General features: G+C 57.8%; 12 protein-coding genes. 3 read left to right on the top strand and 9 right to left on the bottom strand.

The window, feature by feature from the left end; genetic code table 11:
* A partial coding sequence (locus ACLQ7H_RS24280) for a PLP-dependent aminotransferase family protein (protein ID WP_411754878.1) occupies positions 1–842 on the bottom strand: 842 nt, incomplete at its 3' end.
* A 141-nt stretch (positions 843–983) separates the two neighbouring features.
* On the opposite strand from ACLQ7H_RS24280, the gene ACLQ7H_RS24275 reads away from it, so the two are divergent.
* Genes ACLQ7H_RS24275 through ACLQ7H_RS24265 form a run of 3 tightly spaced genes read left to right on the top strand, consistent with a single transcriptional unit; the run spans position 984 to position 3549 of the window.
* Positions 984–2384, top strand: a complete 1401-nt coding sequence (locus tag ACLQ7H_RS24275; RefSeq protein ID WP_059201082.1) for a cytochrome ubiquinol oxidase subunit I — start codon at positions 984–986, stop codon at positions 2382–2384.
* A 2-nt stretch (positions 2385–2386) separates the two neighbouring features.
* Entirely contained in the window at positions 2387–3394 is a 1008-nt protein-coding gene (cydB, locus tag ACLQ7H_RS24270; RefSeq protein WP_411754877.1) for a cytochrome d ubiquinol oxidase subunit II, read from the top strand.
* 11 nt (positions 3395–3405) lie between these two features.
* Positions 3406–3549, top strand: a complete 144-nt coding sequence (locus ACLQ7H_RS24265) for a DUF2474 domain-containing protein (RefSeq protein WP_094983222.1) — start codon at positions 3406–3408, stop codon at positions 3547–3549.
* A gap of 3 nt (positions 3550–3552) precedes the next feature.
* Here ACLQ7H_RS24265 and ACLQ7H_RS24260 read toward each other — a convergent pair whose 3' ends face one another.
* The 8 genes from ACLQ7H_RS24260 to ACLQ7H_RS24225 form a co-directional block, all read right to left on the bottom strand.
* Positions 3553–4641 carry a fatty acid desaturase family protein gene (locus ACLQ7H_RS24260; RefSeq protein ID WP_411754879.1) on the bottom strand — a complete coding sequence of 363 codons (1089 nt, stop codon included), beginning with the start codon at positions 4639–4641 and terminating at the stop codon, positions 3553–3555.
* A gap of 2 nt (positions 4642–4643) precedes the next feature.
* On the bottom strand, positions 4644–5738 hold the full coding sequence (locus ACLQ7H_RS24255) for a fatty acid desaturase family protein (protein WP_411754876.1): 1095 nt from the start codon (positions 5736–5738) through the stop codon (positions 4644–4646).
* The gene (locus tag ACLQ7H_RS24250) at positions 5731–6849 is read right to left on the bottom strand and encodes a sterol desaturase family protein (protein ID WP_411754875.1); all 1119 of its coding nucleotides are present in this window, start codon (positions 6847–6849) and stop codon (positions 5731–5733) included. Before ACLQ7H_RS24250 ends, ACLQ7H_RS24255 begins: the two co-directional genes overlap by 8 nt.
* Positions 6846–7463 (bottom strand): phosphatase PAP2 family protein, encoded by a 618-nt coding sequence (locus ACLQ7H_RS24245; RefSeq protein ID WP_411754874.1) that lies wholly within the window; start codon positions 7461–7463, stop codon positions 6846–6848. Before ACLQ7H_RS24245 ends, ACLQ7H_RS24250 begins: the two co-directional genes overlap by 4 nt.
* On the bottom strand, positions 7460–8746 hold the full coding sequence (locus ACLQ7H_RS24240; protein ID WP_411754873.1) for a F390 synthetase-related protein: 1287 nt from the start codon (positions 8744–8746) through the stop codon (positions 7460–7462). The genes ACLQ7H_RS24245 and ACLQ7H_RS24240 overlap by 4 nt, the downstream gene beginning before the upstream one ends.
* The gene (locus tag ACLQ7H_RS24235) at positions 8743–9549 is read right to left on the bottom strand and encodes an MBL fold metallo-hydrolase (protein WP_411754872.1); all 807 of its coding nucleotides are present in this window, start codon (positions 9547–9549) and stop codon (positions 8743–8745) included. Before ACLQ7H_RS24235 ends, ACLQ7H_RS24240 begins: the two co-directional genes overlap by 4 nt.
* Positions 9542–10558, bottom strand: a complete 1017-nt coding sequence (locus ACLQ7H_RS24230; RefSeq protein ID WP_411754871.1) for an NAD-dependent epimerase/dehydratase family protein — start codon at positions 10556–10558, stop codon at positions 9542–9544. The genes ACLQ7H_RS24235 and ACLQ7H_RS24230 overlap by 8 nt, the downstream gene beginning before the upstream one ends.
* Positions 10555–11007, bottom strand: a 453-nt coding sequence (locus tag ACLQ7H_RS24225) for a 3-oxoacyl-[acyl-carrier-protein] synthase III C-terminal domain-containing protein (RefSeq protein ID WP_411754870.1), incomplete at its 5' end; no start/stop codon positions are given. The genes ACLQ7H_RS24225 and ACLQ7H_RS24230, both read right to left, overlap by 4 nt.

Below are 11007 nucleotides of genomic sequence, written 5' to 3'. Positions count from 1 at the left end.
TCATCTTCCAGCAACGAGATCTGATGCTCGCGCAGCATCGTCACCAGCCGTTTTTTATTCTCGTCCGACATGCTGGACCCTTGCGGGTTCTGGAAATGGGTCATCAGCCAGCAGGCCTTGATCGGATACTGCTCAATCGCCTGCTGTAGCGAATCCAGATCGATCCCATGCTGCGGATGGGTAGCGATCGCCACCGCTTTCAGCTTCAGGCGTTCCAGCGCCTGCAACGCGCCGTAAAATGCCGGGGATTCAATCGCCACCGTGTCCCCCGGCTGCGTGACCGCTTGCAGGCTGAGGCTTAACGACTCCATCGCCCCGGCGGTGATCACTATCTCATCAGGGGAGACCTGCATCCCATTCAGCGCATAGCGTTGGGCAATATGGCGACGCAATGCCTCGTTGCCCGGCGGCAGATTGGCAAGCGAACTGTGGGGTGTGAATTTTCGGGCCACGCTGCTCAGCGCCCTGGCCAACTTGGGTTGCATAAACAGGGTGGCATCCGGAAAGGCCGAACCGAAGGGCACAATCTCCGGATCCTTACAGGCTTGCAACACGTCAAAGATAAAGGCGTTGATATCCACCTGTTCGCTCACCAGCAGTTTTTCGCCCCGGATGGGCTGTGGTAACGCCTGTGAACGAGCCGCCACATAATAACCAGACTGCGGCCGCGCCACGATCCAGCCCTGGCTTTCCAGCAGTTGGTATGACTGTACCACCGTCATCAGGCTCAACCCGGCACGTTTACCACTTTCCCGCAGCGAGGGCAGTTTGTCCCCGGCACGCCATACCCGGCTCTGGATCTGTTCGCGGATCTGCTGGGCGAGCTGTTCATATCTGGTCATACAATTCCAACTGTTATAGTAAAAAGTGAAATAACTGTCACTGTTATCGTTACTCTACTCCATGCTCTACTTAGCGCAAGTTTTAATAAGCAAGCTTTCGCTTTCCTAAGAGGCCGATTATGAACAAATCAAGGAGGCTCCATGTTCGGACTTGATGCATTGGAGCTGGCACGGATCCAGTTTGCCTTCACCGTTTCCTTCCATATTATCTTCCCGGCGATCACCATCGGCATGGCCAGCTATCTGGCGGTGCTCGAAGGCCTATGGCTGAAAACCGGCAATCAGGCTTACCGGGACCTGTATCACTTCTGGTCCAAAATCTTCGCCGTCAACTTCGGCATGGGCGTGGTTTCCGGCCTGGTGATGGCCTATCAGTTCGGCACTAACTGGAGCTTCTTCTCCGAGTTTGCCGGCAGCATCACCGGCCCATTACTGACCTATGAAGTGCTGACCGCCTTCTTCCTCGAAGCCGGTTTCCTGGGCGTGATGCTGTTTGGTTGGAACCGTGTTGGCCCCGGCCTGCACTTCTTCGCCACCTGTATGGTAGCACTCGGCACGCTGATCTCCACCTTCTGGATCCTGGCCTCCAACAGCTGGATGCAGACCCCGCAGGGGCATGAAATCATTAACGGCGTGGTCGTGCCGGTTGACTGGTTCAAAGTGATCTTCAACCCGTCCTTCCCTTACCGCCTGCTGCATATGACCACTGCGGCCTTCCTGTCTTCGGCCTTCTTTATCGGCGCCTCGGCGGCCTGGCACCTGCTGCGTGGCCGTGATACGCCAGCTATGCGCAAGATGCTGTCAATGGCTATGTGGATGGCACTGATCGTCGCCCCTATCCAGGCGGTGATCGGCGACGCACACGGCCTCAATACGCTGAAATATCAACCGGCCAAAATCGCCGCCATCGAAGGCCACTGGGAAAACCCGCCGGGAGAGGCCACGCCGCTGATCCTGTTCGGCTGGCCGGATATGGAGCGTGAAGAAACCCGCTTCAAGGTGGAAATCCCTTACCTGGGCAGCCTGATCCTCACCCACAGCCTCACCGAGCAGGTTCCGGCATTGAAATCCTTCGCACCGGAAGATCGCCCTAACTCCACCGTGGTGTTCTGGTCGTTCAGGATCATGGTAGCGCTGGGCATGCTGATGATCCTGGCTGGCGTGTGGAGTCTGTGGCTACGCTGGCGCGGTGGGTTGTATCAGTCCAAACCCTTCCTGTACTTCATTCTGTGGATGGGGCCTTCGGGGCTGATTGCCTTGCTGGCAGGCTGGTTTACCACCGAGATTGGCCGCCAGCCGTGGGTCGTCTACGGGCTGCAACGTACCGCCGATGCCGTCTCTGCCCACGGCGACATCCATATGAGCGTGAGCCTGCTGGCCTTTATCGCCGTCTACTGCTCGGTGTTTGGCGTCGGTTACTCCTACATGATGCGTCTGATCCGCAAAGGCCCACAGGCCCATGAAGGTGACGAGCCAAGCGGCCACGGCACACCGGCACGCCCGCTCTCAGCGGTACACGAAACTTTGGACGACAGGAGCTGAACATGGGTATCGATCTTCCGCTGATTTGGTTTGTGATCATCGTGTTCAGCACCATGATGTATGTGGTCATGGACGGCTTTGATCTGGGCATTGGCATTCTGTTCCCGTGGGTGAAAGATAGCCACGATCGCGATGTGATGATGAACACCGTAGCACCGGTATGGGACGGCAACGAAACCTGGCTGGTGCTTGGCGGGGCCGCCCTGTTTGGGGCTTTCCCACTGGCATATGCGGTGATCCTGGATGCGTTGGCCATTCCCCTCACGCTGATGCTGTTTGGCCTGATCTTCCGCGGCGTGGCCTTTGAGTTCCGCTTCAAGGCCAAACCGGAAAAGCGCCATATCTGGGACAAGGCGTTTATTGGCGGTTCAATCCTCGCCACCTTCTGCCAGGGCGTGGTGGTAGGGGCGATTATCGACGGCTTCCCGGTGGAAGGCCGTGCCTATGTTGGCGGCCCCTTCGATTGGTTCACACCGTTCGCCCTGTTCTGTGGTTTGGGCCTGGTAGTGACCTATGCGTTACTCGGCTGCACCTGGTTGGTGATGAAGACTGCCGGAAGCCTGCAGGCCCGGATGCATCGTCTGACCACACCGCTACTGGTTACCCTGCTGCTAATCTTGCTGACCGTCAGCGTCTGGACGCCGATCGCTCACCCTGAAATTGCGACCCGCTGGTTCAGCCTGCCGAACCTGTTCTGGCTGCTGCCGGTGCCGCTGCTGGTGCTGCTCAGCGCCTGGGGGATCTGGCACGGCGTACACCACGATGCCCACTATTCGCCGTTCCTGCTGACGCTGTTGCTGGTGTTTCTGGGGCTAAGCGGTCTGGGTATCAGCATCTGGCCGCTGCTGATCCCGCCGACCATCACCCTGTGGCAGGCTGCTGCGCCGCTACAAAGCCTGGGCTTTATGCTGGTGGGCGCGCTGTTTATTATTCCGATTATTTTGGTCTACACCTTCTGGAGCTATTACGTGTTCCGCGGCAAGGTGAGCCATGAGGATGGATATCACTGATGAATAAGACGATGAATGAGAACACCGCCACCATTCCCTGGTGGAAACGCGTTGGTTGGTTAGTGGTTATCTGGAGTGCCAGCGTCCTGGGGCTGTTTTTGGTCGCTTCGCTATTTCGCCTGCTGATGACCGCCGCCGGGATGAAACCGGAATAACCCCTACGGCTTCCCCATCGCTCCCAAAAAACGCTGTTGCATCTGCAACAGCGTTTTCAGATCCAGGTACTGATAATCCAGCCCGTGTTGGGCCGCGACCTCGGCAATAATCCTCGCCAGGGCCGGATAATGCCGATGGCTCCAATGCGGGAACAGATGGTGGGTCAGGTGCAGGTTGGCACCACCCAGCCAGTAACCAACCCAGCGCGGCGTGGCCTGCCAGTCGAAGGTGGTGGCAAACAGATGTTGATACCAGCCATGCACCATCTTGCCCTGCTCGGGAGCCTGATAAAAATTGGCTTTGGCCCAATGGGTACCGACAATCAGCATCACAAACACCAACGATGACAGCATCTGGCTCAGCAGATAAGTCAACCAGATCGTCGTGGTGCTGACCTCAGGTGGCATCAGCCATAGCGGTATTGCCAACGCCAACGTGAAGTGTGCCAGCTTGCTCAGCAAGAAAACGCCCCAGCCTTTGCCCCCCTGCAACATCATCTTGGGCGTCATGCGCGTTTTGCCAGCGCGATCCAACCAGTCAAACAGCCAGATGTAGTACGGGAAAGTCAATGCCGCCACTATCGGCCAGTAGTATTGCTGCATACGCATAAAGGTTTTGCGCTGCTGGAACGGCGTTTGCCGCAGCACGCCGTTCGGCTCAATATCCGGATCGTAACCTTCGATATTGTTGTAAGCATGGTGGAAGATGACGTGGCGCACCCGCCAACAGTCGGCGTCCAGCCCCAACGGGATGCTGACGACAAAGTTAAGCCAGTGATTCAGCCGTGCCCGTTTGAAAAAGGCGTTGTGCGAAGCATCGTGCACCACGTTCACCGTCAACATCATGGCGGAGAAAATAAAGCCGACGTAGCAGCCGAAATAGGCCCAGGCGTTTTGCTGTTGCAAACTGAGTGCGTAAAAACCCGCGCACAGCAGGATCAGCAGCAACACTTTGGCAAACATCCCACGGTCGGCAAAGCGGTGATCGCCCCGGTCAGCCAGATAGGCCTGGCTGCCACGCATCAGTGCCAGATGAATATCGCGGTGCTCCCGTTGGAACGCCAAGGGCCGCAACGGCGTGGTATCTGGCATCTTCATAGCGGCTGTTGCCCCATCGCACGCAGGAAGCGTTGCTGCTGTTGCAACAGTTCACGATAGCCGATACAGCGATAATCCATCGCGTAGTGTGGCGCAAGGTCGGCCAGGATGGCGGCCAATGCCGGATAATGGCGGTGATTCCAACCGGGGAACAGATGATGGGTGAGATGATAATTCAGCCCACCGGTCAGATGATGCAGCCACTGCGGCGAGGTTTCCCAGTCGCAGGCGGTGGCAAAGTTGTGCCGATACCAACCCTGCGGCATTTGGCCCCCTTCTGGCACCGCATAAAACTCGGCCTGCGCCCAGTGGGTCCCCAGCAGTAAGAACACCACCAGCAGCGAGGCCAGCATCTGGCTCAACAGATAGGCGATCAGCACCGTTTGCCAGCCGATGCCGTGTTGCAGGCAAACCACCAACGGGATCACCAGCACCACTAATATGTGGCAGAGTTTGCTGGCAATAAACACCGTCCAGCCCTTGCGCCCGGCCAGCACACCCTCGGCGGCCAACGGGGTTTTGCCCAACCGGTCTGACCAATCAAACACCAGCGCAATATAGGGTAGCGACAAGGCGGCAATCAGCGGCCAGTAAAGGTGCTGATAGCGCATGTGCGCTCGCCATTGTTGGAACGGCGTCTGGCGGAAAAAGCCGTTCTCTTCGGTGTCCAGATCGTAATGTTCGACGTTAGCATACACGTGGTGATAGCTGACGTGCCGTGTCCGCCAATAGTCAGGATCGACCCCCAGCGGGATGGTCACCAAACGTCCCGCCAGGCGATTCACCCAAGGAGTGCAGGCGAACGCGTTATGCGAAGCGTCATGATTGACGTTGACGTTCAGCAACATGCCCATCATGACAAAGGCAAAGTAGCACAGCATAAATGCCAGCCCCTGCTGCTGCATCAGGCTGAGCAGGTAGAACCCCACGCACAACAACAGCAGGACCACCGCCTTGACCCAACGGGCCACATCGGCAAAGCGGTGATCGTTGCGTCCGCTCAGATAAGCATGCGACCGGCGTTTCAGTTCACGATGAAACGCCTGCTCCCCATCCGCAGGGAAAGAGAGTGGCGGCAACGAGTCAGCCATGCGCAGTTTCCTTATGACGTCCCCAGCCAGCGGCGACGGCGCAGCCATGCACGGCAATGCCGCAGGTCATCAGCCACCAGTAAGGTTGGTGCCAACCCAGCGCCAGCAGCAACAGCAGCGGAGCGGCCAACGCCACCAGTAACCAGACTTTTACGCCCCAGTTACGGCCTTCGGCAATCCCACCCAGCGCCACCGCGCCTGCCGCCAGCAGCATAAACAGTGCCGCCTGCTCGCCGGTCAGGCCGTTGTAGCCATATCCGAAGCGATAAACGTAGCCCAGCACCAGGGCGAACAGCAGCAACGCACCACTCACCATACACCAGGCGGAACTACGGAAACGGGCGCTATGGGGCGAAGGTTTGCCAGGCAGTTTGAAGTAGCGCAAAAACGGCTGATTACTGGCCCAGAACGGGTTAACCGAAGATTTTTCCCCCCGTACGCCATAGGCGAAAGGCTCGGTCGGCAGCGATGGGCCAAAGGTGCCAAACAGCTTGTCCCAGAAGATAAAGCTGCCGCCAAAATTACGGTTGGAATAGGCCAGATCGTTGACGTGATGTACCCGATGGTGCGCCGGGGTAACGAAAATTTTTTCCAGAAAACCCAGTTTTGGGGTCAGCGCGTTATGGTTAAACAGTTGAATGCCGTAATGCAGGATCGAAACGGTGATAAACACCGAAAGCGGCACACCGGCCAGCGCCAGCAGCATAAAGAACGGGATCGACGTTAATGACGAATACCACGAGTTACGCACGCCCAACGAAAGGTTGAAATGCTCGCCCTGGTGATGCACCACATGCACCGCCCACAGCAGGCGGAAACGGTGATGCAGACGGTGTAACCAGTAAAAACCAAAGTCCCACGCCAGCAGGGCAAACAGCCACACCAGCGGGACCGGCCAGCTATCTACCAGGCCCAGGCTGAAATGGGTTGCCACATAGCCATAGCAGAAGATCTCCAGCCCCCGGAACAGCCATAACATGATATGCCCGGAGTTGAGGTTGAAGATCACATCATGCCAATCAACGCTGCCCCGGTTGCGCTTTTGCAGCCACAGGGCTTCGCCCAGCACCACGCACAGCATAAATACTATCGGTATAACCAGATCGGTCATGGTCGTTCTCCCTGACGAAAATCACTGACAATCCATCGAACATGCTGGCAGGCATAGCCGACGGCCATGGCCAACACCGCCCCACTGAGCAAATCCACCAACAGGTGACGACGCAGTTGCAGAATAGAGAAGGCAATCGCCAATCCCCAAACCGACAACAGTACGCTGCGCCATTTTTTCCGGCTGTCTGCCACGGCCCACACGGCCAGGGCCGTCAAGGCTATATGCAAAGAGGGTAAGCAGTTTTGTTTTGAATCAATCCCGATCAATGCCGCCAGCATGGTTGAGCTGAGTGAACTGCCTTGATCGACCGGGTAGTCCATCGTCGTCGGCCACAGCAGATAGATGCTCCCCGCAACAATAGCGGCAAGCTGCATTGAGCTTCTAAGCCATTTGATCCGGCTTAGCGGGCACAGCAGATAGCACAGCGGAACGATCAGGAAAAAAGACAGATACAGCCAAATGGCATGCGGGCTGAAGGGGATGGCGCGATCCAGCCAACTCGGCGTCAGCTGATAGCCCGTTCCTTGCCATCGGTCAGTGGCGTTATAAATCAGGCCGACAAAGCCCCAACCCAGCAGCATTTGCCATAGGCGATAGATCACCTGTTTCATGGTGCCTCCGGCAAACGCACGATGCGGCGGCGTTTGGCATCGAACTGCGGCATGATACTTTGTGCGGTCAGTTGCCACTCCAGCTGCTGCACCGCGATACCCTGCTGGGTAAACAGCGCGATCAACTGTTGCTGGCAATGCACCAGTTCTTCGAGGCTGCAGTCGGCCATCAGGTGCAGCCGTTGGCTAGACAACTGGGTCAGGCGATAATCCGCTACGGCGGGTAACGCGTTGGCAATCACCCGGCGGCATAAGTCGGCAAAGACTCGCTGCGCCGCCCCCTGCAATCCTGGCAGCAACAGTTGATCGTCACAGCGCCCTTCAATCCGCTCCAACGCCATGCTGGCCTGGCCGCACGGGCAAGGCTCCGCACGCCGTACCAAAATATCATCCAGCCGATAACGCACGATCGGCTGCGTACGGCGGGTAAAATCGGTGATCAGCGGGGTAAAGCGCTGCTCATCGATCCACTGCGGTTCCACGTGAATAAACTCTTCGTTCAGGTGTAAGGTCCCGTGGCTACAGGTGGCAGCCAGAAAACCTTCGGTGGCTTGATAGACTTCGCCCACGTCGGCAAATACCCGCTTTAGCCGTTGGCGATCCTGCGGCTCCAGCACCTCGGCCACCGAGATCACCTTTTTCACCTGTAGTCGTAACTCGCCCCGCTCGACCGCATTAGCCAACGCGCACAATACCTGCGCAGGTGCGACCACGATGGTGGGTTGCTCTCGTTCAATCTGCGGCAAGTGCTCGGCAAAGGGAGCAAACAGATCGTAAAACGTCAGGCTCAACCAGCGGTTGTTGACGCTGTGATACAGATTGTTGTCCGCACGCAGAAACAGCGCAACCCGCTCACCGGCAAACACCCCTTGCGGCAGCATTTTGGCCAGCATGCCGCCAGCCCAGATCTGCTGCTCCTGCGGGCTGACCACAAACACGCCGCGTCGCCCAGAGGTGCCGGTCGATAGACCTACGCTGTATTTGCCCACTTTTGGGGTGAAGTCACGTTCGGTTTCGCTGCGCGCAGCGCAGGCTAACAGCGTCTCCAATTGCAGCCCGGCAGTGTTCATCCGATCAAAATGCGTCATCATGATCGCTTTGTCCATTTCCGGCCATTCGCTCAACGGTAACAGACAGTATGGCCGGAAATAGGGGCTATGCGCTAATACCCGACGGGCAAAGCGTTTTAACTGACGCGCCTGATAAGCCTCCAGTTCTGCCCGTTCGGTGAAATGCAACTTGCGTGCTCGCAGGTAGTGCCACAGCGTCATCAGCGGGATCATAAATCCCCCTCATGGCACAACAGGATCTCTGCCGCGCCGCCGTGATGCAGTTGGTTGAGCGCTTCAAGGGTTTGGTAGTAGCTACGCGGATTATCCATGATCAGGTTCGCCAGCCGTGAAGGACCACGCAGTTGCTGGTAGTTCAGCGGCGACCATGCGGCATCGCTTGCCAGCAGCGTCCAGCCCGCGTCGGTTTGGACAAAGGCACCCAGATGGCCCGCAGCATGGCCAGGCAGAGGCACAATGAGGATTTGCCCATCGCTGCCCGGCAGCGCATACCCCTGCTGGAACGGTGCCAGTTCGGCTGGCAGACTCTGTAGCGGGAATGACTCCACAAACTGCAATGCGGATTCAAACTCTTCGGGGATCAACCCCGGTATAAATGCCCGCTTCAGGGCAGCAAAGCCGCGCAGCTCACGAGTTTGCTGCCAGCCCTCACCGGAACAAATCATGTTGAGGCTGCTGAAATCACGCAGGCCAGCGATATGGTCAGCATGAAAATGGGAAATAATCACCGCCTCAATATCACCCACACTGACACCCCGGCTACGCAACTGCTCAAGCAGCGCCTGCTGGGGGCTGAAATAGACCGGGGTAATCTGGCTATACAACCGGAAAATACCGCTGGCGGTGTATTGCTGGAAATAGCGGGCATAACCGGTATCCCATAGCCAGCGGCGTTCGCCCACCTCCAGCAGGTAGGCGCGGGAAGGGAATTTGCAGCTACGCATCGGCGAGCCACGCAGCGCCATGCAGCCAAGGTGGGTGCAATAGCCGATTTCAAAGGGGGTGATGTTAGCCATGCGCCGCCATCCCCTGCTGTTTCATCCATTGCCCGGTCAGCTCAATCCCTTGCTCCAGGCTATAACGTGGCCGATAGCCCAGCTCTTCAATCGCGCGGCTGTTATCCAGCGTCATATCAAAATAGGCAGCCGCCGCGCTGTAGCGCGTCAGCATCGGCTCCTTGCCGGTAAAATGAGCTATCAATTCCATCCCCCCCGCCACCGCCCACAACAGCGGGTAAGGCAGTGCCTGCACCCGATATTGCCAGCCTAGCTGCTGGGCCAGCAGTTGGTGCAGCATATCCTCCAGCCGCTGCGGCTGTTGGTTGGTGATGTTATAAATGCCGCCGGAAGGCAAACTCGCCCGATTGCTGGCCAGATCCATCGCATGCACTACGTTGAGCACAAAGGTCAGGTCCAGATAGGCTCTACCGCCGCCGGGCAGGCGCAGAGCGCCTTTATCACGCTGCATCTGCGCCAGGATCCTGGGCACGATCACTCGGTCATGCGGGCCAAACAGGCCGCGCGGGCGCAGGATCAGGTAGGTGGTTTGTGGATAGCGATGCAGCAGCCCGCTAATGCTCTGCTCGGCAGCATATTTGCTGGCGGCGTAATGGTTGGCAAACCGGCGGGCAGATTGACCTTCGGCGATGTTGTGATGATGCTTGAAATCAAAATAGATCGCCGGCGTCGAGATATGGATAAAGCGTTTCACGCCGCAGCGCCCGGCTACTTTGGCGAGCTTTTCCGTGACGTAGGTGTTGGCCTGGAAAAATGCCCGGCGATCGCCCCACGGGGAAGACTTGGCGGCACAATGCCAGACCACGTCATAACCTTTCATCAGCAGTTCGCACTGTTCCATCCCGGCACGGGTCAGATCCAACGGAGTAAACTTGGCCCCCAGCGCCACCAACTCACGGCCAACGGCCTCATCGCGCCCAGTGGCATGCACCTGATGCCCAGCAGCCAGTAACCATTCGGCCGCATTGCGCCCTAACCCACTGGTTGCTCCGGTTACCAAGACTTTCATGGCAGCAGAACCATGCCGCCCAGGGTCAGCCCAGCAGCGGTACCGATCAACATTACCGGCTGATTGGCATTCAGCCGGCCGGTGATCGCCGCCTCGTGCAGCGCGGAAGGAATTGACGCTGCCACCTGGTTGCCCCGGTAACGATAGATATCCACCAACGCCTCTGGCGCTACATGCAGCCTTTTGCGCATATGTTCCAGCGAGAGATGACTGGCCTGGTGCGGGACCACGGTGGCGATTTGTGTCAAGGTGAGCCCTGCAGCGCTCAGCAAGCGCTCAAGGTAGCCTTCTATCAGCGCCGAAGCCTGGCGGAACAGCTGCTTGCCCTTCATATGGAACAGGAAATCGCTGTCGTTCATCCCGGCGCGCGGGTTACAGCGCGTGCCACCGGCGCGGATTTCACACAAATCGCTGCCTTCCGGGTAGGTTTCCATCAGGTAGGACAAAAT

The sequence above is a fragment of the Serratia sp. (in: enterobacteria) genome (assembly GCF_046715635.1).
Classification (GTDB): domain Bacteria; phylum Pseudomonadota; class Gammaproteobacteria; order Enterobacterales; family Enterobacteriaceae; genus Chania.
Note: the sequence above shows the minus strand (reverse complement) of the source record. Positions and strands in the feature narration are given on the sequence as shown.

Excerpts from the sequence above, each read along its gene's own strand:
- ACLQ7H_RS24230 (WP_411754871.1), bottom strand. The coding sequence starts at position 10,558 with ATGAAAGTCTTGGTAACCGGAGCAACCAGTGGGTTAGGGCGCAATGCG.
- ACLQ7H_RS24250 (WP_411754875.1), bottom strand. The coding sequence starts at position 6,849 with ATGACCGATCTGGTTATACCGATAGTATTTATGCTGTGCGTGGTGCTG.
- ACLQ7H_RS24265 (WP_094983222.1), top strand. The coding sequence starts at position 3,406 with ATGAATGAGAACACCGCCACCATTCCCTGGTGGAAACGCGTTGGTTGG.
- ACLQ7H_RS24235 (WP_411754872.1), bottom strand. The coding sequence starts at position 9,549 with ATGGCTAACATCACCCCCTTTGAAATCGGCTATTGCACCCACCTTGGC.
- ACLQ7H_RS24255 (WP_411754876.1), bottom strand. The coding sequence starts at position 5,738 with ATGGCTGACTCGTTGCCGCCACTCTCTTTCCCTGCGGATGGGGAGCAG.
- ACLQ7H_RS24240 (WP_411754873.1), bottom strand. The coding sequence starts at position 8,746 with ATGATCCCGCTGATGACGCTGTGGCACTACCTGCGAGCACGCAAGTTG.
- cydB (WP_411754877.1), top strand. The coding sequence starts at position 2,387 with ATGGGTATCGATCTTCCGCTGATTTGGTTTGTGATCATCGTGTTCAGC.
- ACLQ7H_RS24245 (WP_411754874.1), bottom strand. The coding sequence starts at position 7,463 with ATGAAACAGGTGATCTATCGCCTATGGCAAATGCTGCTGGGTTGGGGC.
- ACLQ7H_RS24260 (WP_411754879.1), bottom strand. The coding sequence starts at position 4,641 with ATGCCAGATACCACGCCGTTGCGGCCCTTGGCGTTCCAACGGGAGCAC.
- ACLQ7H_RS24275 (WP_059201082.1), top strand. The coding sequence starts at position 984 with ATGTTCGGACTTGATGCATTGGAGCTGGCACGGATCCAGTTTGCCTTC.